This is a genomic window from Treponema denticola ATCC 35405 (genome assembly GCF_000008185.1).
GTDB classification, from domain to species: Bacteria; Spirochaetota; Spirochaetia; order Treponematales; family Treponemataceae; genus Treponema_B; species Treponema_B denticola.
In genome coordinates this window covers 101,109-126,698 of sequence record NC_002967.9, presented here as the reverse complement: position 1 = coordinate 126,698, position 25,590 = coordinate 101,109, and the positions used below count along the sequence as shown (strand labels likewise).

Genomic DNA, 25,590 nt, shown 5'->3' with positions numbered 1-25,590 from the left:
AATATTTTAAAATTTTACTATAAAGGCTAAAAAAAACATACAAGATAGGTAGGAGGTCTTTTATGAAAAAAAGATTTTTTTTATCTGTTTTGTTGGTTTTGAGTTTATGTGCTTCTTGCAGCGGAATGATTGAACAGCCGGGTTTTGTTTCAATTTTTCTTGGTGATGATGAGCGCATTATTCTCAAAGAATTTGAGCAGTCCACAAATAATGAGATAACTCTTATTTTTGAAGGGCGAGTCACCGGTCTCCAAGCTTATGCCTTAAAAGGAAATTTACCCGAAGAAATTTTGTGTACTGTTGAAGAGATCGAAGCAGCCGATTTTTTGCAGGATAAGGCTTATAAGGCTAAGAACGGAGACCTTTCCGTTTTTAAGATTAAGCCTGGTGCAAGCTTTGAGATAGGCGAAGATTTTAAAATATGCGGAAAGGTTGAAGCTCAAAATCAATTTCTTGATTTTGAGCTTCCCTTTAAGGGAGCAAACACTAGGCCTGCAGGGCTGTCTTTTTCTTCTTTAAAGCTAGGCTCCGCATCTAAAGAGGGCTTTATAAGATTCAGCGTAAAAAAAAGCGGAAACTTATTTGGGGTAAGTCTTGTAAATGCGGGAAGCTCAAAAGAACCTGACTATGTATTTCCCGCCTTTGAGGTAGAAGCTGGAAATATAATTGTATTCTATTGGTATTTACCGCTGGATGGTTCAATGCCTGAAGACGGTATTTTAGTTTCCGCCGATGCTTGTAATGCTCTTGAGCCGGGAGAAAAGGCTTTTTGTTTTTGGGCTAAGCTGCAAAAGTTTCAGCCGAAAAGAACGAATGCCGTTCTTATTAGAACAAGTCAAAATGATGGTTTACAGGATGCCGTATTGTTTAGACATCCCAAGGATGAAGAATGGGGAAGACCTGAAATTGAACGAGCTGCCGTAGAGGCAGTCGAAGCCGGTTTATGGCAGCCTGATGGAGATATCTTAAATGCAGTACAAGCAAATATAACTCCTACAAAAATGATTAAACGGATTTCGCAGGTAACAATAAATCATAATGCAGCGGACTGGGTTTTAACAAAATAACCTTTTAAGAAAGGTGTAGAATACCCAAGTATTTTTATGCTATAATCCTGATATGACGTTTATTTTGAATTTAAGAAGAGGTTAATAATGAAGATAGGAATTTTTGGTGCTGAAGAGCAGGAAGTTAAACTTTTAAAAAAGCATTTAGTTGGGGAAATTCGAAAAATTGCCGGTCTTAGTTTTTTTACGGGAACGATAATGGGAAAGGATGTTGTTCTTGTGTGCAGCGGAATAGGTAAGGTCAATGCGGCTCTGTGCTGTCAAATTCTTATTTCGGAATTTAAGGTTGATGCCGTAATAAACACCGGGGCTGCCGGAGGGCTTTTGGAAGGTATAAATGTTTTCGATATGGTTGTTTCAACCGATGCAGTTCAGCATGATGTAGATGCAACAGCCTTTGGACATCCCATTGGGCAGGTACCTATGACAAAGTCTCCTTTTTGGCCTGCCGACAAAAAGCTTAAAACCCTGGCACTTAAAGCTTTTAAGGCTATGCAAAAAGAAAGTGATGATGAGCATATAAAAAATTTAAAGCTTATTGAAGGCCGAATTGCTTCAGGGGATACCTTTGTTTCAGATAAAAAACTTAGAGAAAGGATTATCAAAGAATTTAATCCTGCCTGTGTTGAAATGGAAGGGGCCGCTGCTGCTCAAGTTTGCTGCATAAATAAAATTCACTTTTTAATTTTGAGGAGTATTTCCGATACGGCCGGAAAGGATAAAGCTGCTAAAATTTCTTATGAGGTTTTTTCGGCACAGGCAGCAAAGGATTCCTCTCTTTTGGTGCTGCAAATGCTGAAAATGCTTTAATAAAACGTTGATGATTTATGGATAGTTTTAGTTTTACAACGGTTCAAGGGACAACCGAAGTATTTTACTGCGATGAGCCTTTTGTACCGCCTGTAGGTACAGCCGGCGGGATGTACATCACCGATTCCAATACTGCTCCCATTGCAAAGGGTGCAAGAAATTTTCGTTCGGACCTTCCCTTGGTTGTCATTGAAGCCGGAGAAGAAAATAAAAATTTTACTTCCCTTGTATCTATTTTAAAAGCCGCCCTTGATGCGGGCTTAAGCCGGAATTCTGTTTTTATCGGGATTGGTGGAGGTCTTGTCTGTGATTTGGCGGCCTTTGCTGCCTCGGTTTATATGAGGGGGGCAAAATGCAAACTTGTTCCTACCAGTCTTTTAGCCATGGCGGATGCAGCCATCGGCGGAAAAACTGCAATAAATTTTGACGGTTATAAAAACATGGTAGGAACTTTTTTTAAGGCTGATGAAATTTACATAAGCCCAAAGGTCTTAAAAAGTTTAAGCGAGCCGGAGTATCTTTCAGGAATGTTCGAGATATTTAAGATGGGCCTTTTATACTCAAAAGATATTTACCAAGTTTTTAGAACACAAAGAGAAAAAATTTTTGCAAGAGATGAAGACCTTTGCTTGGACCTTGTTAAAATAGCTGTTGAGGCAAAAGCACTGGTTGTAAGCCGCGACTTTGACGAAAAAAATGAAAGAGCTTTTTTAAACTTGGGGCATACCTTTGGCCATGCGTTAGAATCCGGTTTAAATTTTTCAAAGATTTCTCATGGGGAGGCTGTTGCTTGGGGAATATCAAAGGCGATGCTCTTAGGTAAAAATTTAGGCTTAACCGATTCTTCTTATGCGGATGAGGTTTGTGCTATTATACATTCTTATAGCCGCATAGATGTACCGGTCTTACAGGATAAGGAGAAGGTGCTTTTAGCAATGAAAAAAGATAAAAAAAATATGGACGGTAAAATCCGTTTGATTTTACAAAAAAATATTTGCGAGACTTTTATTTATGAAGCCTTTGAAAAAGACATCAGGGAGGTTCTATGATTTATTTGGATTGGGCGGCAACAGCCCTTCCTCAAGAAGATATAATTACGGAGGCCTTAAAAAAAGCTTTTAAATATTTTGCAAACCCTTCTTCAAAACATTTTTTAGGTAAGGATGCTCGAAAAATTTTAGAAGATACTCGTTTGGAAATTGCAGAACTTTTGAATACGGCACCAGATCATATTATTTTTACATCGGGAGGAACCGAGGGGGATTACATTCCTATGCTCTCTCTGTTAGCCCTTCCTTCTCCTTGCTCGATTGCAGTCAGCAGTATAGAACATTCCGCAGTCAGGGAACAGGCTGCCGTTATGAAGGCACGGGGTTATAAGATTTTACAAATCCCTTCGGATAAAAACGGCTTTATAAGTGCCGATGCGGTTTTAAAAACTATAGACTCCAATACGGCCTTTGTTTCGGTAATGGCGGTAAACAATGAAACCGGAGCAATTCAGCCCATCGCCGAAATAGGAAAGGCTCTTGAAGAATATTCTAAGGGAAAAAGAAAAATCCATTTTCATACCGATGCAGTTCAAGCTATAGGAAAGATTCCTTTTGAACTTTCAAAACTATCCATTCATTCGGCTTCTTTTAGCGGACATAAAATAGGAGCTCCCAGAGGAATCGGTTTTTTGTATCTTGCTAAAAATATGGAGGCCTTTATCCGGGGGGGCGGACAAGAAAATGGTCTAAGGCCCGGAACCGAAAACCTTGCAGGTATTTTAGCTCTGTCCGGCTGCTTAAAAAAATATTATGAAAATTTAGATGGCTATGTTTTTCATGCAAAAGAATTAATGGATTTTTTAATTGAAGAACTGGCAGGTATTGAGGGTTTAAGTTTTATCCCGGAATCCCGTCCGCAGTTAAAGGATAAATATTCGCCTTGGATTTTACAGTTTTCGGTTAAAGAATTAACCGGTGAAGTCCTTGTCCGCTGCTTGTCGGAAAAGGGTATCTGCATCTCTACAGGTTCTGCATGTTCTTCAAAAAAGCGAACCCGTCCCGTTTTAGAGGCTATGAAAATTGATGCTAAAGTGCAGCAAAATTCAGTGCGGGTTTCAATAGGGCCCTTAACACAAAGGGGAGAGCTCGAAGTCTTTGTTAAAACCCTAAAAGAAATCTTAATAGAATTCCGCTGATTAAATTAAGTGCTTTATTGGAATTACTACTTGTTATTTTCTTGTTCTTCTTTTAGTTGTGCCGTAATCTTTGATTGACGGGCTAAGCGGTTAGCCAACAATCGGGATAAGAAAATACCGTAATGAGGATATTCTTCTATCAGCTTCATAAAATTCATCTTAGGAATCTTTACAAGAGAGCCTTCTCCGATAGATACGACAGTAGCAGATCTTCTGTCATTCATTAAAAAGGCCATTTCACCTATAAAAATATCAGCCGGTGTTAAAACCGACATCAATTTATTATTTACATAGACGGCATAGCGTCCCGAACTTATATAAAAAAGATCGCTTGAATCCTCGTTTTCGCGGCAGACAATCTGCATGTGTTTGAAGGTTAGTAATTGCTGGGATTTTAAAATAGCCGGTGTCAAGTTTGCTATATTTCTTTGGTTATTTACCTCAAATGAAACCTCATTCCCAATATTATTATAGCGTAGATTTTTTACAAGGGTTTGAGAAAGTTTAATGCCCATTCCATGAAGGCCTGCTTCAAAGTCGGCTTCAAGATGGCTTCTCCAGTCAAATCCGTTCCCTTCATCTTTGATAGTTATCTTTGTTTTTTCAGGCAGTACCGAATATGTGATATAAACTTTTTTCTTTTTTATTTCGGGCTGTTTTTGTTTTTCGGCAATTAAATCGAGCATATTTTTTCCGCTTCGCAGCCATTTATTCTTTTCCTCATAAGAGATATTGCAGTTTCCGTGTTCTACTGCATTAAGCAAAAACTCCATCATTGCTGTTTGTAAGGAAGACCTTTCTTCTTCATTTACTCTGTTGGTATTGTAAAGATAAGTTCCTATCAGGTTGGCGTAGAAAACTATTTCAAATGGGTCGGTATCGCTTACAAAATGACCCGTCTCTTTTTCATCAGCCCTCTGATGCATTCCTCTGTTAAAAAGAAAATGCTGATGTTGGTTTAAAATCTTTATAATCTGTTCGGTGTTTTTTTCAAAATCTTTTCTTGTACATACAAATAGAAAGTTAGGTTCCTTTATTTGTTCAAGTTTTGCTTTTTCTTGACGGTCGTTGGTAATGGCTATAATTCCTCCGAATAAAAGCCACGGATCATCTTTTATAATCCTAACACAAGCCTCGGCATCGATATTAGGATCTCCGAAATCGATAATCTTGATTTCAGGCATTTCATATTTAAAAAACGAAACAATGTCTTCATATTTATCAAGGACTGCAATATCGACGTTTTCTATGTTTTGTGCAGCATTTTTTAATCCGTCCACGGTAGTCTGTATTGTGCTTATTATTGGAACCTTTTTCATTATTATTTCCTTTAAAACGTTGTTTTCATTATAGCATAAATTTAAAATACATACTATACTTTAATGATGAATATGAACGATTTATCTTTTTTTCAGGGAAAAGCTTCTCCATTAGGCGCAAAATTAAGCTGTGATGGAGTGAATTTCAGCGTCTTTTCACGAAATGCAAAGGAAATAGTTCTACACTTATTTGAAAATGTAGAGGATTCCGAGCCGATAATCTCATATAAACTGGATCCTCAAATAAATAAAACCGGTGATGTTTGGCATGTGTTTGTTTCCGGTTTAAAAAGTTGGGCATTTTATTTGTATACGGCTGACGGAGAGTTTTCTCCTTCCGCGGGTTTTTTATTCGATGAAAATAATTACTTGCTTGACCCTTACGCAAGACTTATAAGTTCTCATTCGGTATTTAATTCGGAACAAACTTTTAACCAAAAGGACAGTAAAGCTTCAGGCGGTAAAAATCAACATAAAAGAACGGCAAAGGGATTCCCAAAATGTGTAGTTATCGATGATAGGGAATTCGATTGGCAGGGAGATAAACCCTTAAATATTCCGCTCCAAAAATGTGTGATATATGAAGCTCATGTAAAGGGCTTTTCTTTTTTAAACGATAAAATAAGTCCTACAAAACGGGGTAAATATTCAGGTCTTGTGGAGCTGATTCCGTATTTAAAGGATTTGGGAATTACTTCTCTTGAGCTCCTGCCCGTTTTTGATTTTGATGAAAATGAAAATATGAATATAAATCCTAAAACCGGCGTTAGGCTAAAAAACTATTGGGGATACAGCACAATTGCTTTTTTTGCACCTAAGGCTCTCTATGCCGAAGACCCGGGCAATGCCGTAAACGAGTTTAAATTTATGGTCAGGGAATTTCATAAAGCGGGCATCGAAATAATCTTGGATGTGGTGTTTAACCATACTGCGGAAGGAAACGAAAACGGCCCCGTTTTTTCTTTTAAAGGATTTGATAATTCCATTTACTATCATCTTGAAGATAATAAGTTTTATTATAAAAACTTTTCGGGCTGCGGTAACAGTCTAAAAACCTCGGAGATTCCTGTTATAAAATTTATATTGGATTGCCTGCGGTATTGGGTAACTGAAATGCATGTAGACGGATTCCGTTTTGATTTGGCTCCCGTTCTGGCACGCGATAAAACCGGAAGTATAGATTTAAATTCTTTTATGATACAGGCTATCGCAGATGATTCCGTGCTTCGTTCTACAAAGATTATAGCTGAAGCATGGGATGCTGCCGGTGCATACATGGTAGGAAAATTTCCCGGGCGTTGGGCGGAATGGAATGACTTATTCCGTAACTCCGTCAGAGAGTTTTGGCTGCAGCCCAATCCGGATATAAGACACTTGGCAACCAGAGTAACCGGTTCTGCGGATTTATATTCTCAAAAAGGCAGAAGGCCTTATCAGTCAATAAATTTTGTCTGCTGTCATGACGGCTTTACCCTTTGCGATTTGCTAAGTTATTCCGAAAAACATAACGAAGAAAACGGGGAAAATAACCGAGACGGCTCAAATGAAAATTTAAGCTATAATCATGGAATAGAAGGATCCGCATCTGTCGAAATTGAAAGAATGCGTATGAGGTCTGCAAAAAATATTTTGACAACGCTTATTCTTTCAGCCGGCACGCCCATGATTAATATGGGAGATGAGGTATTCCGTACACAAAACGGAAATAATAATGCCTATTGTCAGGATAATGAAATGTCTTGGTTTGATTGGGAACTTTTAAATGAAAATAAGGACTTGCTCGAATTTACCAAAAAGCTTATCAATTTAAGGAAGACTCATTTTTCTTTTTTAAGAAAACATTTTTTTACCGGAGCCTCGAAGATTAACGGCACTCCAAGCGATATAACTTGGTTTGATTATAATGCGCAGAAACCCAACTGGAATGTACCTTCAAATTTTTTAGCCTTTTTAATAGACGGCAACAAAATTAATTTGGAAAGCGATGAAGATGATAACGATTTTTATGTTATGACCAATAGTTACAATAACGATATAACCGTGAGACTTCCCCCTCCGTCTTCGGGCGGGAAGATATGGCATCGTCTGATAGACACCTCGTACACCGACGGAAAAGATTTTTTAGATGAAGAACATACCGAGCAGATTATGAATCAGCAAATATATGTAGTGCTTTCCCGCACAACTGTAGTTTTAATTGCAAAATAAAGAAGTCCCCTTGTTCAAATTGTCCGATAGTGTTATAGTTATTTAACAAGAAATTCTTAAAGGAGAACTTTTATGAAGACAATAAAGTTGGACGATTTTAAAAATTACGAATTTTTAAGTAACCTTAAATTTTCGGAAGACGGAAGATATGCGGCCTATATTTGTGCTCATGCCGATCTAACCGAAAATGATTATCACAAGGCTCTTTTTCTTTTGGACATGGAAACAAAAAAGACAAAGCAGCTTACGGGCGAGGATGTAAATTCTTTTTACGGCTTTGACGGCGATCGCCTCCTTTTTTCTGCAAGAAGAACAAAAAAAGAAAAGGAAGAAAAAGAGAAAACCTTTGTTTATTCTATCCCCGTTTCGGGCGGTGAGGCCTTGCTTGCCTACACCTTCCCCCATCCCGTTCTAAAAATGGAATTTGCCGATAAAAAGACGGCTGTTGTTTTACACTCATGGAAGGATGACCCATTTAAAAAGCTGCCTAAAGAAAAGGCAGAAGAAGCAAAAAAAGATGAAGCCGATTATGAAACCTTTGAAGAGATTCCGTTTTGGAGCAACGGAGGCGGCTTTACCTCGCGCAAGAGAAACCGGCTCTTTGTTTATAATCTTTCAAACATGAAGGGTACGGCCCTAACCGATGAGTTTACTCAGGTTGACGGTTTTGATTTTGATAAAAAGACCCAAGAGATTCTATTTACAAAATCAACTTATACCGATAAGATGCCCATCTATAACGAGCTGATGCTCATGCCCTTAAAAACAAAAAAGGCAAAGCTCTTAAATGGCGGTCAAGATTTTATGTACACCGATGCCAAATTTTTCAAAGATAAAATTATTTATACGGGTGCCGACGGAAAAAAATACGGCGTAAACCAAGATGCCGATATTTATCTTATTCCCAAAACCGGAACAGGAGCGAAGATGATTTCGCCCAAGGATTACGATAAGAGCTTGTGGAATTCCGTGGGTTCCGATTCAAGGTACGGGGGCGGAGCTAACTCCCATGTCAAAGACGGAAAATATTATTTTATTACAACCGAGGATGATTCTTCCTTTTTAAATGTCATTGACGAAAAAGGAGAATTAAAACAGCTTATTACCGAAAAAGGTTCTGTAGACTGCTTTGCCGTTCATGAAGAAAAAATTCTTTTTATCGGTTTTAGAAAACAGGAGTTACAAGAAGTTTATCTTTTTGAAGATAAAAAAGAAACCTGCCTAACAAAGCATAATACCTATGCTTCAAAGTTGCAAAAGATTGTGCCCGAAGAATTCGAGTTTACAAATGATGGGGTTAAACTCCACGGCTTTGTTTTAAAGCCCTTAAACTACAAGGCCGGAAAAAAATACCCCGGTATCTTGACAATTCACGGCGGACCTAAGACCGCTTACGGTTCAATTTTTTACCACGAGATGCAGTTTTTAGCTCAATCCGGTTACTTTGTGTTTTATACGAATCCCCGCGGTGCCGACGGAATGGGCCGAGCCTTTGCCGATATCCGGGGCAAGTACGGAACAATCGACTACTCCGATTTAATGAAGCTTACGGATGAGGTTCTAAAAAAGTACAAGGATATCGACAAGGAAAAAGTAGGCGTTATGGGCGGCTCTTACGGCGGTTTTATGACAAACTGGATTATCGGCCACACAAACCGCTTTGCGGCAGCCTGCTCTCAGCGTTCTATTTCAAACTGGATTTCCAAATTCGGAATTACCGATATCGGTTATTATTTTAATTCCGACCAAAACGGAGGAGTTACTCCTTGGAAGGGTGTAGAAAAAATGTGGGATCACAGTCCGCTCAAGTATGCCGATAAGTGCAAAACGCCGACCCTTTTTATTCAGTCGGATGAGGACTACCGCTGCTTTGAGGCCTGCGCCTTCCAAATGTTTACGGCTCTAAAATATCACGGCTGCGAAGCAAAGCTTGTTTTGTTCCATGGGGAAAATCATGACCTCTCCCGAACGGGAAAACCCAAGCACAGAATCCGCCGCTTAACCGAGATATTCAACTGGTTTGAAAAGTATCTTAAAAAATAAAGCCTTGCTCTCCGCTTAATTCCAAATACTTAAACCCGAAAGTTTTTTGAGTAAATCTTTTTTGGATTAAGGCGGAGGCTCTTATAATTCTTTCCCTGCCCAGCTCGGCTATTGTTTTAAAGCCGGCCTTGAGGGCAGGGGAATCTTCGGAGCAAGGCTCGCCCCTTTGTACCAAGATAAATTTTCGGTTTTCGTTAAGCTCTGCGTTTAGTTCCATCACGGCATGGGCTGTTGTTGCCGAACCCGAAAAAAAATCTAAAACAACCGCATCGTCCGAATTCGGAACCAGCTTAAAAAGATATTTTAAAAGAGAAACCGGTTTTGCGTAATCGAAAATCTTTGCTCCGAATAAGACTTTTTGTTCATATACACTTTGTATATTTGTTTTAACATATTCTGCAGGGAGGAGCGATTTCGGAACCGTTTCTTCCTTTTTTTCAAGGTAGGTTTTTACATAGATAGTCCATTTTGTAGGCCGCCCTTTTATATCGGTAAAAACGGACTTGTCCGATTTTTTAAATTCGATTAGATTTTTTTCTAAAAGATTAAAAAAACTTTTTTCGACAAAGCGGTAAATGTAGCCAGCTTTAGGAATAATAAAATTCCCGTCAGGCGTTTTTATAGGATATTTTTGCCTTTTTGCATCCGTTTTATTTTTCCATGCAAATTGCTGGTATCTAAAAAATCTTCCGTCAGCATCCTTGTATTTATACATTTTCTTCGCCTTTTCCGGCATTGGGGCTGTCATGGGCTTAACCTTAGTTTTATCTTTGGCATATAAGATGATGTACTCATGCGATGTGTTGATATGCTTTTTACGTAAGCCTCCGCCGGTCGAATTATTCCATACAAGGGTAGAAATAAAATTTTTCGTACCGAAGATTTCATCAAGGATTATCCTTAAATAAGGGCAGGTCTTATCGTCAATGCTTATAAAAATAAGACCGTCATCAGTTAATAAGTTTTTTGCAAGGCTCAATCTTACATAAAGATAATTCATCCATTCTGTCTTAGTTTGAAAATTATCGGCATAAGTAAATTTTTTCCCCGTATTGTACGGAGGATCAATGTATATTATTTTGATTTTATCTTTATAATCTTTTTGTAAAAAAAGAAGGGCATAGAGATTGTCGGATTCAATGTATAAATTTTTTGCGTCTTCAGAATTAAAACTTTTTACTTTGTTTTCAGTAAAAGAAAATTTACTTTGATTTTTTAATAAAAGGTTCAGTTCGGAAAGCGCCTTATCCTTTCCTTCCCATGTGAAAACACCCATATTCGGCCCTGAAAATGACTATATAATAAAAAAGGCTTTTATTCAATAATGTGTTAAAAAAAGGTAAACCCCTCTTTACATTTTTTCTATATATTATACAATGTTCAAAATATTTTTATTTTATATGGAGAATATTATGAAATCAAAAATTATGGTTCTTTTTTGCTTTGTTCTTTTTGTGTTTTCGCTTAATGCTTCAGGTGCTGCAGAAACATCTTCTCATGATGCAATAGGGGGCGCTACCGAAAGCAATTCGAAGGCTGAGGTTAAACAAGCTGCCGTTCATTGTGAGTTAAAAATAGATTTCCCGACTTTTGAAGATGTTCCGGCTTTAAATGCTATCGTGTCAAAAACGGTAAAAGGCAAGGTTACCGCATTTTGGAATAATTATTATTCCGTTTCTCCCGATGATATGGCAAAATCGTCCACTCCTCAAAATTTTGAACTGATTATAGGTTATGATGATATTGTACGGGATGGAAATTATATAAGTTTTGTTTTATCGGTCTATGAATATATGGGAGGTGCTCACGGCCTTACATCGTTGGTTCCTATAAACTATGATATAAAAACAAAAAAACTTGTATCCTTATCTGATGTTGTACGCCCTGCTTCAAAAAACTGGCTTGTCAAGTTGTCGAATGAAGCAAGAAAAATACTAATGGAAAAGGTTAAGAAAGGGGATTTATCGTCTGATGAGTCGATGATAAAAGAAGGAACGGAACCTAAACTTGAAAATTTTAAAGTTTTTAAAATCGAAAACGGAAAAATAAAAATTATTTTTGAGCAATATCAGGTTGCTCCATATTCAGAAGGATTGCCTGAAATTATAATTCCGATAGATTTTTTTAAATAACATCCGCTTAACCTGCATTTGCGGCTTGTCCGCAATATCAGGTTGAAGCGGATGTTAGGTAAGTTTTTTATCAGCACTTTGCAAGATATCGAGCCGTATTAACATTTCGTATTGTCATATCTTTATATGCTTTATGCGATATTATTTTATTTAAATGGCTTTTATTATAATCTTCTCGCCGAACATTCCAGATTAATGCACCCTTAACATATATTACTTGTATATATTCCTTTTTTATCGGTAATTCATTTATTATATTTTCATTATCTATTGATTCAAATAAATACGCTACATCGGTCTTTAGATCATCATTATTTTGCCAATCACCGGGGATACTATTTGCTATTTCTACCACTTCACTTTTTGTCTTTACTAATACTTTTACTTCATTTCCGCTTGTTATATGTAATGCTTTTTCAATATTCTCTGTGATACTGTTTTTCTTGTCATTTGATTTAAAAATGACATTTCCGGAATTGATATATGTTGAAACATTTGAAAAACCGCATTGCTCAAATAATGTTTTCAATTCTTTCATGTTAATTTTTATTGAGTTTCCAACATTGATACCCCTGAGTAATGCTATATAATCCATAATATCCCTTATTAATTATACTTACTAAATACTATAGTTTTATTTTTTAGTAATATTTTATCTACTGAAAATCCATATTGAAATCGTATTTATTCATAATATTAATCACTCTCAATTTTTTTTCTTAAAAAGCTAAAACCTATTTTGCTCCCAAGGCGGCCATGGTTATGTAATTATACGGCTTATTAAAGTGGGGCAAAAAGAAGATGTCTAAAAGTTTAAGCTTATCGATTGTAAGCTTTTCTTGGATTGCAAGGGAGAACATGTGAATACCCATAGACATATCATAGGTCGAAGCCATTTGAGCACCGATTATAACCCTCGTTTTTTTGTTATACACAATCCTTAATTTTACCGGAGGATTATCGTGTTCCATAAATTCGGGACGCTGCAAATCTTCAAAGTCGGTAAACTCAACATCAAGCCCCAGCTTTTTTGCACGCTCTACAGTAAGGCCGCTCGATACCATTTTCAAGTCATATATATTGATTCCGTTAGAACCTTGGACTCCTATGCCTTCTAAGGGAATTCCTGCTGCGTTATGGGCGGCTATAATTCCGCTTCTTACCGCATTTGTTGCAAGGGCAATGTAGGATTTTTCTCCTAAAGAGTTATCAAAAACTGTTGCACAGTCTCCTATTGCGTAAACATCTTTTATGCTTGTCTCTTGCTTTAGGTTGACCGAATAGGCTCCGTTTTTAAAGGTTTCAAGTTTATCTTTTCCAAGGTCGGTATTGGGCCTAAAACCGATACAGACGACTACCATGTCGGCCGGATATTCTCCCTTGTCCGTAACAACGGCTTCTACCTTTGTTGTTCCTTTGATTTCTTGGACGAGCTGATTATATGCAAGTTTGATTCCGTGATCGTTTAAATTTTTATCCATTAAATCGGTAAAAGGCTTATCGTAATAGTTTGAAAGACTTGACGGCATTGCATCAATGAGCACAACTTCCTTATTATGCCTTTTAAAGGCTTCGGCAAGTTCAACACCGATGTATCCGGCTCCTACAACTGCAATTTTTTTAATATCGGGATTTTTTAGCTTGTCGATAACTTCTTGGGCATTTTGAAAAATCTTTACCTGCTGAACATTTTCCAAGTCCATGCCCTTAATCTTCGGCATTATAGGAATTGAACCTGTTGCAAGGATTAATTTATCATAGGATTCTTCGATGGGCTGTGAACCCTTTACCGTTCCGTATACGATTTTTTTATCGAAATCTATGCGTGTAATATCGGCTTCCATTGTAACCTTAGCACCCTTTGCTTCCAGTTTTTCCTTATTGGAATAAAAGAGACCTTCGGAACCTCTGATCTGATTTCCTATCCAGAGGGCCATTCCGCAGCCTAAAAAGCTGATATTGGTATTTCTGTCAAAGACAACGACTTCATTTTCTTTTGAAAGTTCAGTTAAAAAATTAATGGCCGACGTTCCGGCGTGATTTGCACCCACCACTACAATTTTGCTCATATTTAGCTCCTTCGCTGCCTTAAAATACAGCTCTTATATTTTACATATAAATTCTTATTTAGTATAGGGTATAAGTTGTTTTCGGTGTGCGCAGATAAAAAAAGACCCGCAAAAGCGGGTCTTTAGTTTTATGGATAAATCTTTACCTAAAGATTTTATAGCCTCAAAGTGTTTACAAAATTAGATTGTAAAGTAATTGACTCCTACATGAGCTTTCCAAACAAGGGCCTGCTCTTGAATTTTTTCTTGCGGTGTAAGTAGTTCAGATCTTTGAGGGTTTCCGCTTTTTCTGTTTGACTTAATAAATCTTAATAATGTTTTCATCTTTTTCTCTCCTTAAAGATATTGGCAGTTTTATCTGCTCTTGATACATCTAATATACTTTAAAAAAATAAATAAGTCAAGCGATTTTAAAAGAATTTTATGTATTTTTGTGTAAAAATTAAGAAATACTTGTAATTTTTTGCGTTTTATTGCGGTAATCTCTAAAAAGTCTAGCCCCAATCGCCTGCAAAAATAACTTCCGGTTCAAGTAAAAAGCCTGTCTTATCCTTAACCGTTTTTTGAACCTTTTCTATCAAAGTTTTTATATCCGAGGCTGAAGCATCATGCTTGTTAATTATAAAATTTCCGTGCCAAGGAGCGACCTGAGCCCCTCCTTCGCAGAGACCTTTTAATCCGGCATCCTCTATCAGCTTGCCGCTGGGTAGTCCGAAGGCTCTGTTATTTTTAAATGTACTTCCTGCAGAAGGTTCCTTAAAATGTCCCTTTGAAATTCTATCTTGAACTTTTTCCTCGGTTTTGACAGCAATTTCTTCTTTTATTCCATGGGTTAAGGTAAAAACGGCAGAAAGAACTATCTTTCTATTTTTTGTAATCTCGGTACTTACCGGATTTTGTTGAAACGGCGAAGCCTTATAATCCCAATCGGAAGGATTATATTCATATTCTGCAAATTCCGTTTTATCGCCATCGGCTAAGATATATTTTATCGATTTTAACCTATCCGAGATTGAAACATCATAGCAGCGTGCATTCATAAATACGGCCCCTCCGACGCTTCCGGGAAGGCCTCCAAAACACTCCAGGCCTGAAAGAGAATTTTCAACAGCCCATTTTGTAAGCTTATCGGTGAGGACGCCTGCTCCGGCTCTTACAAAAACCTTGTTTTCGGATTCGCCTATGATTTCTATCTTGTTTAAGTTTTTTAGGCTTATTAAAACTCCCCTAAACCCCTTATCGGAGACAAGAATGTTTGTTCCGCCTCCTATTAACGAGGCAGAAATCTTATTTTTGCTTAAAAAAATTAAGGCTTCTTTTAAATGGTCTTCATCTTTAGGACAAAAAAGAGCTTCTGCAGGGCCTCCGATTTTGTATGATGTAAGAGGCTTTAGGGGTTTATAGAATTCTATAGTTCCCTCTTGAAATAAAGGGGTATTATGAAGTATACTAAATAAATTATTCATTTGATTTTAGTATATACTATTATGTATTAGGTAACAAGATAGGGGAGACGTATGAGTTTAAAATTACATAATACCTTAGGTAATAAAAAAGAAGAATTTATTCCCATTCATGAAGGCAAGGCCGGAGTTTACGGCTGCGGGCCTACCGTATATGACTATGCACATATAGGAAACTTACGCACCTATGTTTTTCAAGATATTCTTGTTAAGACTTTAAGATTTTTAGGTTATGATGTTACCCATGTTATGAATATAACCGACGTCGGGCATCTGACAGATGACGAAGATTCGGGTGAAGATAAGATGGTAAAATCTGCAGAAGAACGCGGAAAATCGGTGCTTGAAATTGCAGAATTTTATACAAAGGCCTTTTTTAACGATACCGAAAGGCTGAATATCGAAAGGCCCGGTATTGTCTGCAAGGCTACCGAACACATAAATGAAATGATAGAGCTTATAAAAAGAATAGAAGCGAACGGGCACACCTACATGGCCGGCGGAAACCTCTACTATGATATTTCTACCTTTCCCAAATACGGAGAGTTGGCAAACATAAACCTTGAAGACCTTAAAGCCGGTGCCCGTATCGAAATAGATAAAAACAAACGCAATCCTCATGACTTTGTTCTTTGGTTTACAAAGAGCAAGTTTGAAAATCAGGCCCTTGTCTGGGATTCGCCTTGGGGACGAGGCTATCCCGGCTGGCATATCGAATGTTCTGCCATGAGTATGAAGTACCTGGGTGAACAAATCGATATTCACAAGGGCGGGATAGATCATATAAGGGTACATCATACCAATGAAATAGCCCAATCCGAAGGAGCAACGGGTAAAAAATGGGTAAATTATTGGCTTCATAACGAATTCCTGGTTATGAATAAGGGCAAAATGTCTAAGTCTGCAGGTTCTTTTATCATTTTGGAAGATGTTATCAATAAGGGTTTTTCAGCTCTTGACTACCGTTTCTTGCTTTTGGGCGGGCATTACCGAAGTCAGCTTACCTTTTCATGGGAAGCTATGGAAACGGCAAAAAACGGCCGAAAAAACTTAAATAACAGAGTTGCAAAATGGTTGGATGGATTATCGGATTCCGAAATAATGGAGTATGCAGCCTTGACAGAAAACCTTAACCTTAAAAGTGCAAAAGATATGATAAAAAATGAAAAAGCACGCAGTTGCTTTGATAATTTTATTGCCGCTATGGAAGATGATTTATCTACACCAAAGGCCTTATCGGAGTTGCAGCTTTTGATAAAGGAAAAAGACATTCCGCAAAAGGATGTGTTAACGGTTCTTGCCGCTATGGATTCGATTTTGGGCATCAAATTGATAGAAGAATCCTTTAATACGCTAAAGGATAAAGGTTCTATTGAAATCGATGAATCCGAAATTCTTAAATTAATAGAGGAGAGAGCTTCGGCAAAACTTGACAAAAATTATAAACTGGCTGATGAAATTCGGGATAAGCTAAAGGGTATGGGCATTATCCTTGAAGACCAGGCCGGTAAAACAACATGGAAAAAATTATAAGTTTTGTGATTTTTTAATAAAACTGTAACGTCTTGGAGTTCGGAATGTTTAAAGGAAAAGGTATTTTGAGGGCAACATCAGATGAAGATTTTAGAGCAATCTACGAAGCCCTTATGCCTGTTATTTATAAAGTAGCTTACAATATAGTCAGAGAAGGGGACATAGCAGAGGATATATGCCATGATTCTTTGATAAAAATGACCGAAAAAAAGATGGAGTTTCCGTCTATAGATGATGCTAAATACTGGCTCATTAGGGTTACGAGGAATGCATCTCTTAATCATGTAAAAAGGTGCGGCCGTGAGCGAAAGGCTTATGCTAAAGCGCTAAAGGAAGACACGCGCAAAGTCGATACTGGTGAAGAGATTATATTGAAGCAAGAGTCTATAAATTCGGTTCAAGCCGCTCTTGAAAAATTGCCTAAAAATTTAAGGGCTGTTTTACAGCTTAAAGAATATGGCAGTTTGAATTACAAGGAGATAGGGAGCATTCTTGGAATAAGCGAAGGTAATGTGAAGGTTCGAGTTTTTAGAGCTCGTGAACAATTATCAAAGTATATAGGAGAAAGCGATGTCTACATGCCCTGATAAAGATTTATATTCGGCCTATGTTGATGGAGAATTACAGTCCCCATGGAAAGAAAAAATTGAAGTTCACTTGGTTTCTTGTGAAAAATGCAGGAGTGTGGTTGACTCATATAGAAAAATCAGTTTAAAACTATCTGAAAATTCTTTTCCTGAGCCTGACCTTGACGGTTCTTTCCTTAAACTCTATGCCAAAAGGCAGGATTGCCTAAAAAAAATGGAATTCAACAAGAGCAAACCTACAAGCTGGTTCTATAAATCGAATAAAATTCCTATCCCGGCCTTAGCGGCGGCTGCTCTGTTTCTTTTTGTGTTGACACCTATTATTGTTTTGAGTACACAAGAAAGTTTAGAACCATCCGGAGCTGTTGCAGCTACCGAATTTAAAGCTATTGATTCTATAATTAACGGTTTAAAACCCGTAAATAAATTCAAGTTAAATGTTTCAAATGTTTTGGGCGTAAATGAAGATGTATCGGTTTTTGAAGGCAAAAAGAAGGAAATAAATTTAAGCCAATATGTAAATTTATACTTGCCTCCCTCAAATAACGCAGAATTTGATATATTAAAGCAAGAAATAAAGCCTCAAGTTTTATTTCTTAACACTCAAAATGCAATAACCCGAACTTCTGTAAACAATGGGCAATAGATTTACTTATTTATTTAGAAAATATTTTGTTTTTAGGTTTTTTGTATTCCTCCTTCTTTTCTGCGGTCTTGCGGCTCTTATTTTTTATTTAACATCTTTGACTGCTAAATATCCTTTGATAACCGAAATTAGTCCCCCGATTGCTCAAGCCGGTGATGAAATTGTAATAACCGGAGAGCATTTTGGAAACGAAGTAGACTCCTCATGGATTGAAATCGGAGATGCTATCATTCAAGCGGAAAATTGTACTGTCTGGACAGATAAAAAAATTGTTTTTAAGTATCCTGAATATCAAAACGGCGGCATAGTATATGTTGTTGTACAAAATAAAAAATCTTTGCCTTCATTTATGGCTTCAGTTGAATCAATGCCTGTAATAAAAGATAAGGCTCATTCGGGCGGAATTCCTTCAATAATTGCTTTAAACAAGGATTTTGCCGAGGTAGGAAGCATTATAAAAATTTCAGGTGAAAATTTTGGGGAGACAAGGGGAAGCTCCCAAGTTTTGTTTGTATCCGATTTTAATGCTTCAATGATTGAACAAGTTGAAAAAAAAGAAGAGATAGAGGCTGCCCGTTGTTCGGACTATGATTACGATTTTGTGTTTTGGTCAAATCAGGAGCTTCACGTAAGGGTTCCGGATGGAGCGGATTCCGGAATGCTTTTGGTTGTAACGTCTTCCGGAGCCAGCAACTCTGTTCCTTTTAGAGTCAAAAACAAGATAGGTACAAAGACTTATTCAAACAAAAAGAATTTTACAATTGCTGCCGAGGTTGATATTTCAAATGTAGAGGCTGTAGAAAAAAATTCTCTTTTTATAAAGGTTCCGCTTCCGATTCAATCCTATTCGCAGAGAGATGTTAAGGTTTTGTCTATTAATCCCACTCCTTTTGTAGCCGATTATCAGGGGGCTGCCATCCATCAGTATGAAAATATAAATTCTTCTACAAAAATTCACATAAGACAAGAGTATGGCGTAAACACCTATGAGGTAAATACAAGGATTAATCCCGTTAATGTAAGAGTTAACTCCCGTCAAAACAAGGCTATCTATGATAATTATGCTATTGCTACCGAGTTAATTCCGGCGAATGATCCTCTTATTCAAAAAACGGCAGCCGAAATTGTTCAAAATGAAAGAAACCCTTATAACAAGGCAAGACGCATATATAATTATTTATTAAAAAATGTCGAAATAATTCCGGCTTCAATATTGAATTCCGGGGCTTCGCCTGTAAATGCATTAAAAGAAAAAAAGGCCGATACCTACGATATAGCTATTTTGTTTGCGGCTCTTGCAAGAGCTGCCGGTATACCCGCTCAGCCTATTGCCGGAATCATTGCAGATGTTTCTCAAACAAGTTATCTTCACTGGTGGGCAGAGTTTTATCTGGAAGGCTTCGGATGGATACCTGTAGACCTCGGTTTAGCAAAGTCAGTTCCCTTCGATATGGGTGTTTCTCAAAGTGAAGGCTGGTACTTCGGTAATTTGGATGCTTTTAGGGTCGCATTTTCCCGAGGTGAGAATATTCAGCCGCCGATGGCATCTAACAGTACAATGGTATCAAAAGAAAGAAGTTATGCCTTTTATAACGGCTGGGAAGAGTATTCCGGTCTTACAAAATATAATTCCGTTTGGAGAATTCCGAACGTAATCGCTATTTACTAAAAAGCAATATCCGAAAATATCGCTGTCAGAGAAGCTTATCTTTTCCAGAAAGCAGGCATAAAATAAATTATCATTGTGTATAGTTCCAATCGTCCTGCAAGCATTATAAAAGAAAAGAAAATCTTAACAGGGGATGAAAAAAATGCAAAGTTTCCGGCCGGGCCTACTCTTCCAAAACCGGGGCCTATGTTTCCGATAAGAGCAAGAGAAGCCGTAAATCCGCTCAATAGATCAGCTCCGTCGGCAGCTGCAACCAAGGCTGTAATAAGGGTTAAGAGGAAGTAGCAAAACATAAAACCTGCAACGCTGTAAACTATATCCTTTCTTCCCGGGCGGTTATTAAGCTGAATACCGAAAACACCGTGCGGGCTTAAAAGCCGTTTTGCTTCCATTCCGGCTTGCTTTTGTAGAATCAGCCAGCGGATTACCTTGATGCTTCCTGCAGTTGAGCCTGAGCAGCCTCCGACAAACATCAAGAAAAACAAGACCATTTTTGCGAACTCCGGCCATGCGTTATAGTCGGCCGTTGAAAAGCCTGTAGTCGTTATTACTGAGGCGACTTGGAAAAAGCTTTGCCTTAAACCTCCTCCGATTCCGTAAATTGGATAGATAGAAAGAGCAATTAAAACGGTTGATACAAATACTATTTTAAGATAGGCTTTAAGTTCCGAATTATGGAAAAATTCTTCAGGGTTTCCGGTAAACAGGTGAAAATAAAGACTGAAGTTGACGCCTGCCAAAATCATAAAGACGGCACAAATAATTTCAACCGACGGAGAATTGAAGGCTCCAACGCTTGCGTTTCTTGTAGAGAAGCCTCCTGTGCCCAACGAGGCGAAGGTGTGGCAGAGGGCTTCGAGGAATGGAAGTCCTGCAAGCATTAAAAGGATTATCTGCACTATAGTCATTCCAAGATAGATAAACCAAAGAGCTTTTGCCGTGTGGGTTATCTTTGCCGTTACCTTTCCCTTGTCGGGGCCGGTAGTTTCACTTTTGATTAGATGAAAACCTCCTACTCCTAAAAGAGGAAATAGGGCAACGGTGAGAGCTACTATTCCCATTCCTCCAAGCCAGTGCATCTGGGTTCTCCATACATGCATTGTCATTGGGCATGCTTCGACATTGGTAAGAATCGTTGCTCCCGTTGTTGTAAAACCGGATACGGATTCAAAGATGGCGTCTGCAAAGTTGGGTATCACGCCTGAAATACATAATGGTATTGCTCCTAAAATACCCGCAGCTATCCATGCTGCTGCAACCAATATTATACCGCCCGAAACCGAAAGTCTGACTTTTTTGTTTCTCAAAAAAAAGAAAAAAGCTGCTGCAACGGCAAAGACAAAGGCTGTAGGAATTAAAAAAGACGGAATCAAATAAGCTTCGTTTTCATAGAGGGCTGTTCCAATCGGAATAATGAAGCTTATGGAAATTATTGCGAGAATCATAAAAATTATTCGGACATATTGTAAGGCTTTCATTTAAAATCTAATTGCCTCCGAATATTTTTATAATTTCGTCGCTTCTCGAAGATTTTACTATAAAGACAATTTTATATCCGGCCTTGACCTCCGTATCTCCGGTAGGAATCTGTTCGCCGTTTTCATCCGTAACAAGAAGAACAAGATAGACTCCATGCTGAGATATATCTTTTAGTTTTTGTCCGAGAACAGGACTCTTTTCGGAAACCTGCAGTTCTATTATTTCAAGTTTACCGTCACCCATTGTATGAACGCTTGTTACGTTTTCGCTTACAAGATGACTCATTATAGAATCTACAACTACATCCTTAAAAGAAACTGCAACATCGACACCGATCTTATATGCAACATTTTCGAGTACGGCACTTTGAACGAGGGATATCGTTTTATAAACACCAAGGGTTTTTAAGTATGCACAGGCAATCATATTAAATTCATAGTTCGGTGTTGTGCATATTACCAAGTCGAATGAGTCAAGGCCTATTTCGTCTACAAAGGATTCGTCTGTAACATCGGCTTTATAGATAGAAGCTTCGGGGAATTCGGCAGCGACTTCCTTTGCCTTTTTATCATTGGTCTCGATAATGGAAATCTTCCATTTTTGATTTAGATTTATCGGCAAAAGTTTTGAAAGAAAAGATTTTCCTTTTGAATTTTTAAGCAAGTATTCCGCAATGCTTTTTCCTATTCGGCCCATTCCTACCAAGGCAATTTTTTTAAATTCTTGAGTTTCGAAGCCTGACAATTCATAAAATCTTTTTATATGCTCCGGCTTTGTTAAAATTGAAACCCGTGTTCCTGCCGTTAAAATAGTATCGCCTGACGGAATTCTATTTTTTCCGTTTTGCTCAACACTTACAACTATGAAGGGAATGTCAACATATTTTCTGATATCAAAAACGGCAAGACCGTCCAGAGTGCTTTTTTCGCAAACATTAAATCGGGAAAGTTCATAGCTTGAATTCTCAAAGGATAGAATATCACTGACTGCTCCGTGTTCGATAGCTTGAATCACAGCGAGGGCGGCTTCTTCATCGGGATAAACCAGAGCGTTTATACCCAGAGTTCTTTCTTCCGAAAAATTTAAAGCCTTTACATAGTCTTCATTACGGACTCTTGCTATTTTTATAACTTGGGGGGCGAGACTATCCGCGATACCGCAGATTATCATATTGAGTTCATCCGAGTCGGTTACGGCTATCATGGCTTCGGCCTTTTTTATGCCTGCATCCAAGAGGATTTGAGTATCGTTTCCTGCGGCCTGTACTACCATACAATCCAGCCTATTAGCTGCATGGCGGGCTGTTTCTTCATCTCTTTCTATCAAAACAACATCATGTTTTTTTCTTATGAGCCTGCGAGCTAATTCACTTCCGGTAACGCCGCCGCCAACTATAATTATTTTCATATTTTTATAGTACTACAAATTTTGCTTTTTGAAAAGGGAGTAAGTATAATTGTAAGTTTACTTTAATTGTATCTTAATAATTTTTATATTTTATGATATAATCATAACCGGTATGAATTTAATAGAACAAACAATAAAGACTTATGGAAGAGATTTACAAAATGTTTTTGTATTTCCTTCGAGGATTGCTTCAAGGTTATGGTTTCAAAAATCGCTTAACATTACCGGATTGGGGACTGTCCCTTCTGAAAATTATATGTCGTGGGACGGTTTTAAAGAATCTTGTCTTGTCTCTAAAGCCTCTTCTTTAAGTCCCGTATCAAATACGGTGCGCAGAATTTTTGCCCAATATATAAGCCGTATTAATTCGGAAAAGGCAAAAGATGGAGAGCCTCTGTTTAAATTCCTTATCCCGCAAGACTATGCCGAAACGGGTGCCGTATTTTCCGAATGGATTGCAGGGATTTTGCCGCAGCTCGATCACTTTGAAAAACGTTATGCCGATAAAGGTTCCGATTTTTTAGAAGATGATGAAATGAAGGACTATCTTGTTTTAAAGAATGAGTATACCGATTTTTTAAAAAAGAATTCTTTGTTTGAGCCTTCTTGGGTTTCTTCGGAATTTTATTCATATCAAAAAAAATATATTATTATTTATCCCGAATTGATGGAAGATTTTGGTGAACATGCGGAGCTTTTAAGGCAGCAAAAAGAAATAAGCTATATTCCATGTCCTAGATTCAATCAAAAGAAAAACTTAATTGATGTTTATAAAAATTCCAGAAGCGAATTAAAAAATACGGTTTTACAAATTGAAAAACTTCTCAGTGAAGGAGTGCGAGCCGATGAGATTGCCGTAAGTGTTCCCGATATTGAAAACTATGCAGCTTATATAAAAAGAGAATTTTATCTTAGAGGGATTCCTGCTGAATTCCGATCGGGTTTTAAGTTGGGGCTTGAACAAGCCGGTAAACTTTTTTCTCTTATTTATGATTGTGTGCAAAATAATTTTGCTTTTGAATTTATGAAGCCTATTGTTTTAAATAAGCATATTCCTTGGAAGGATAGGGAAGGGGCTGAAGCCTTAATAGATTACGGCATAAAGAATAATTGCGCAGTATCGTGGAAAGAAAATAAAGAAGATACTGTTTATAAAAATATTTGGATAGAATCTTTTAAAATAAATTATGAAAGAGATGAAATTGAAGTTGAGCAAAAGAAAAAAGCGAGAGATTGGTTTTATAGTTTTTATTATGTCGTAAATAGAATTTGCGAATCTAAAACTTTTGCAGATTTACAAAAAAATTATTTTTTATTCAGAAATGAATTGATAGATGAAAATCTTTTTTCCGAAAAAGATAATGCAATCTTGGGCCGTTGTATTTCTTGTCTTCAAGAACTTTTATATTTGGAAGATAAGTTTGAAGCCTACATGCCCTGTGACAGGTTTAAGTTTTTTATTTCGGAATTGGATAAGGCTATCTATGTTCCTCAAAATACAGGGCTTGCCGTAAGTATATTTCCTTACAGAGTTGCCGCTGCTACTCCTTTTAGCTATCATTTTGTTTTAAATTGCAGTCAAGACCATACAAATATTATTTATAATAAACTTTCTTTTTTGCGTAAGGATAAAAGAGAAGCCTTGGGTGTTTTTGAAACCGATGCATCACCGTATTTTTTTGAAGCCTATACAGAATCTCCAAATACTGTTTTTAGTTTTAGTCCTCATAATTTTAATTCGTATTTGATTATAAATAATCTTTTTGAAATTTCGGAAGACGAAGAAATTAAAAATGCTGAACGGGTAAATAAAAAAACAGAAGAATTAAAATCCTATGATTCTTTTTTATTCGATTATCCCGAGAAGAAAGAAGATTACTCAGAGAAAACTTCTGCAATATATAAGATTCAAAAAAATGCAGCCTCAACATTTTCTACATTAAAGAGGAAAAAAGATTTTTCTTATTTGCAAAATTCATACGATAGGATTAGCGAAGAATTAAATTCGTATATGGAGAAAAATTTATTTAAGGAAGGTTCTCTTAAATTAAGTCAAACCGATTTAAAAATATTTACCGAGTGTCCCGTTTTATGGTTTTTAGAAAAAGTTCTTTCCGTCTTTTCGGAAAACTATGATGCCGATATCTTTGATGCCAGAAATATCGGCAACCTTTCGCACAATGTTTTGGAAGTTCTTTATAAAGAGATAGGTTCAACGGATAAATATTTTAATTCTAAAAACTTAGATAATTATATTGAAAGAGCTTCTTTAATATTCGATGACCTTGCAGAAAAATCCATGGATTTTAGAGGTGCTTTGGCAAAGCCGTTTATTCAATCTTTAAAAAAAAGGGTGATGGAAGCCGTCAGCTTTGTTTTAGAAAGCGATGCTTCGCTTTTGGACGGATATGAACCTAAATGGGTAGAAGAATGGATAGAAATGGAAAATGACGGCATTTTATATCGGGGCAAAATAGATAGAGCTTCTTTTCCGCAAGATGGGAGGAGCGGAGTAATTATAGATTATAAAACAAATAATATGCCGGCCTATTCTTCATATGGTAAAAAAAATTCAACTGCGGAAGAAATAGAATTGACAGATTTTCAGATACCAATGTATATCTTCTTGGCTGAATCCAGATTAAAAAAGGATTCAACAAAAGAAAAGAAAAATTTTGAAACTATAGAACATGCATGGTTTTTAAGTTTTGTGCAGCAAAAAATAAACAAGGTTGTAAACGATAATGAAGCTATTCCGGTTACACGGAGCGGATCTGAAAGATCACGTGAAGATTTTCAATCTTCAATCGACGCATTTATTAATGAAGCGGAAAGATTTGTAGAGCTTGTAAAGAATCAAGATTTTACAAAACCTTCTTCAGTTTCATTTGAAACATGCAGTACATGCGGGTTTAAACATATTTGCAGAACAGCTTATTCGGTTAAGTAAATTTTATTGGAGATAAGATT

At 37.2% G+C, this 25,590-nt stretch carries 20 protein-coding genes; 12 read left to right on the top strand and 8 right to left on the bottom strand.

All coding sequences use genetic code 11. From position 1 onward, the window contains the following. Positions 1-62: 62 nt before the first annotated feature. From TDE_RS00530 to TDE_RS00515, 4 genes are all read left to right on the top strand, one after another. Positions 63-1,067 carry a hypothetical protein gene (locus TDE_RS00530; protein ID WP_002680960.1) on the top strand — a complete coding sequence of 335 codons (1,005 nt, stop codon included), beginning with the start codon at positions 63-65 and terminating at the stop codon, positions 1,065-1,067. Positions 1,068-1,154: 87 nt separating this feature from the next. Further along, complete coding sequence (locus TDE_RS00525) at positions 1,155-1,877, top strand: 5'-methylthioadenosine/adenosylhomocysteine nucleosidase (RefSeq protein WP_002680958.1); 723 nt, start codon at positions 1,155-1,157, stop codon at positions 1,875-1,877. Between the two features lie 17 nt (positions 1,878-1,894). Next, the gene (locus TDE_RS00520; RefSeq protein ID WP_002680953.1) at positions 1,895-2,926 is read left to right on the top strand and encodes a 3-dehydroquinate synthase; all 1,032 of its coding nucleotides are present in this window, start codon (positions 1,895-1,897) and stop codon (positions 2,924-2,926) included. Next, the gene (locus TDE_RS00515; protein ID WP_002680952.1) at positions 2,923-4,065 is read left to right on the top strand and encodes a cysteine desulfurase family protein; all 1,143 of its coding nucleotides are present in this window, start codon (positions 2,923-2,925) and stop codon (positions 4,063-4,065) included. The genes TDE_RS00520 and TDE_RS00515 overlap by 4 nt, the downstream gene beginning before the upstream one ends. A gap of 26 nt (positions 4,066-4,091) precedes the next feature. On the opposite strand, the gene TDE_RS00510 is transcribed toward TDE_RS00515, so the two are convergent. Then, positions 4,092-5,384 (bottom strand): cyclic nucleotide-binding domain-containing protein, encoded by a 1,293-nt coding sequence (locus tag TDE_RS00510; RefSeq protein WP_002680951.1) that lies wholly within the window; start codon positions 5,382-5,384, stop codon positions 4,092-4,094. A gap of 63 nt (positions 5,385-5,447) precedes the next feature. Here TDE_RS00510 and glgX point away from each other — a divergent pair, with 63 nt between their 5' ends. Both glgX and TDE_RS00500 read left to right on the top strand, forming a co-directional pair. Continuing rightward, complete coding sequence (gene glgX / locus TDE_RS00505) at positions 5,448-7,592, top strand: glycogen debranching protein GlgX (protein ID WP_002680950.1); 2,145 nt, start codon at positions 5,448-5,450, stop codon at positions 7,590-7,592. Between the two features lie 72 nt (positions 7,593-7,664). Further along, the gene (locus TDE_RS00500) at positions 7,665-9,635 is read left to right on the top strand and encodes an alpha/beta hydrolase family protein (RefSeq protein WP_002680949.1); all 1,971 of its coding nucleotides are present in this window, start codon (positions 7,665-7,667) and stop codon (positions 9,633-9,635) included. On the opposite strand, the gene TDE_RS00495 is transcribed toward TDE_RS00500, so the two are convergent. Further along, positions 9,625-10,911, bottom strand: coding sequence for a site-specific DNA-methyltransferase (locus TDE_RS00495; protein WP_002680948.1), 1,287 nt, complete (start codon positions 10,909-10,911; stop codon positions 9,625-9,627). The genes TDE_RS00500 and TDE_RS00495 overlap by 11 nt on opposite strands. 136 nt (positions 10,912-11,047) lie before the next feature. On the opposite strand from TDE_RS00495, the gene TDE_RS00490 reads away from it, so the two are divergent. Beyond that, positions 11,048-11,767: a DUF3298 and DUF4163 domain-containing protein gene (locus tag TDE_RS00490; RefSeq protein ID WP_002680946.1), complete on the top strand. Its 720-nt coding sequence runs from the start codon at positions 11,048-11,050 to the stop codon at positions 11,765-11,767. A gap of 70 nt (positions 11,768-11,837) precedes the next feature. Here the strand turns inward: TDE_RS00490 and TDE_RS00485 are convergent, their stop codons facing one another. The 4 genes from TDE_RS00485 to murB all read right to left on the bottom strand — a co-directional run bounded on the left by TDE_RS00485 (position 11,838) and on the right by murB (position 15,302). Next, on the bottom strand, positions 11,838-12,362 hold the full coding sequence (locus TDE_RS00485) for a DUF1697 domain-containing protein (protein WP_002666760.1): 525 nt from the start codon (positions 12,360-12,362) through the stop codon (positions 11,838-11,840). A gap of 139 nt (positions 12,363-12,501) precedes the next feature. Further along, positions 12,502-13,836, bottom strand: a complete 1,335-nt coding sequence (gene nox, locus TDE_RS00480; RefSeq protein WP_002676360.1) for a H2O-forming NADH oxidase — start codon at positions 13,834-13,836, stop codon at positions 12,502-12,504. Positions 13,837-14,016: 180 nt separating this feature from the next. Then, on the bottom strand, positions 14,017-14,160 hold the full coding sequence (locus TDE_RS13130) for a hypothetical protein (RefSeq protein ID WP_002673249.1): 144 nt from the start codon (positions 14,158-14,160) through the stop codon (positions 14,017-14,019). A gap of 170 nt (positions 14,161-14,330) precedes the next feature. Next, positions 14,331-15,302 (bottom strand): UDP-N-acetylmuramate dehydrogenase, encoded by a 972-nt coding sequence (murB, locus tag TDE_RS00475; protein WP_002680945.1) that lies wholly within the window; start codon positions 15,300-15,302, stop codon positions 14,331-14,333. A gap of 51 nt (positions 15,303-15,353) precedes the next feature. Between murB and TDE_RS00470 the strand changes: the two genes are divergently transcribed. The 4 genes from TDE_RS00470 to TDE_RS00455 are packed head-to-tail and all read left to right on the top strand — an operon-like array spanning position 15,354 to position 19,734. Further along, positions 15,354-16,832, top strand: coding sequence for a cysteine--tRNA ligase (locus TDE_RS00470; protein WP_002666765.1), 1,479 nt, complete (start codon positions 15,354-15,356; stop codon positions 16,830-16,832). Between the two features lie 44 nt (positions 16,833-16,876). Continuing rightward, positions 16,877-17,419: an RNA polymerase sigma factor gene (locus tag TDE_RS00465; RefSeq protein WP_002666766.1), complete on the top strand. Its 543-nt coding sequence runs from the start codon at positions 16,877-16,879 to the stop codon at positions 17,417-17,419. Next, positions 17,403-18,065: an anti-sigma factor family protein gene (locus TDE_RS00460; protein WP_002673255.1), complete on the top strand. Its 663-nt coding sequence runs from the start codon at positions 17,403-17,405 to the stop codon at positions 18,063-18,065. The genes TDE_RS00465 and TDE_RS00460 overlap by 17 nt, the downstream gene beginning before the upstream one ends. Continuing rightward, a complete protein-coding gene (locus TDE_RS00455) occupies positions 18,055-19,734 on the top strand; it encodes a transglutaminase domain-containing protein (protein WP_002680944.1) in 1,680 nt (559 codons plus the stop codon). The genes TDE_RS00460 and TDE_RS00455 overlap by 11 nt, the downstream gene beginning before the upstream one ends. Before the next feature lie 35 nt (positions 19,735-19,769). Here TDE_RS00455 and TDE_RS00450 read toward each other — a convergent pair whose 3' ends face one another. Next, positions 19,770-21,212 (bottom strand): TrkH family potassium uptake protein, encoded by a 1,443-nt coding sequence (locus TDE_RS00450; RefSeq protein ID WP_002680943.1) that lies wholly within the window; start codon positions 21,210-21,212, stop codon positions 19,770-19,772. A gap of 7 nt (positions 21,213-21,219) precedes the next feature. Continuing rightward, entirely contained in the window at positions 21,220-22,620 is a 1,401-nt protein-coding gene (gene trkA, locus TDE_RS00445; RefSeq protein WP_002676352.1) for a Trk system potassium transporter TrkA, read from the bottom strand. Between the two features lie 112 nt (positions 22,621-22,732). On the opposite strand from trkA, the gene TDE_RS00440 reads away from it, so the two are divergent. Then, positions 22,733-25,570, top strand: coding sequence for a PD-(D/E)XK nuclease family protein (locus TDE_RS00440; protein WP_002680942.1), 2,838 nt, complete (start codon positions 22,733-22,735; stop codon positions 25,568-25,570). Positions 25,571-25,590: the final 20 nt, after the last annotated feature.